This window comes from Candidatus Nitrosotalea sp. FS (assembly GCF_011319475.1).
Taxonomy (GTDB): domain Archaea; phylum Thermoproteota; class Nitrososphaeria; order Nitrososphaerales; family Nitrosopumilaceae; genus Nitrosotalea.
Map to the genome: position 1 here is coordinate 1 of NZ_RCMC01000260.1, position 223 is coordinate 223.

The following is a 223-nucleotide window of genomic DNA, read 5'->3' on the forward strand; positions in this document are numbered from 1 at the left end:
GAACAAATGTGGTAGGCGAGAAACCTGTTGCTGCTATCTGTCCAGTGGAATTACGTAATTCAACATACAATCCAACTAGAGTATCACCGGTGGATAGTTGTGTTGATACTGTCAATGTTGATGTGGCAGATTTTGTCGTAGCAGATGCAGTGTTAGAAGGAGGAGAAGTTATTCCACCATCATATACCGCAGAGACACGATAAGTGTAAGATGTACTAGGAGA

The 223-nt window shown here is 42.2% G+C and carries 1 protein-coding gene; it reads left to right on the forward strand.

Translation table 11 applies throughout. The features are described 5' to 3' along the window. Positions 1-203, forward strand: a 203-nt coding sequence (locus DYY66_RS14945) for a hypothetical protein (protein WP_255496428.1), incomplete at its 5' end; no start/stop codon positions are given. Positions 204-223: the final 20 nt, after the last annotated feature.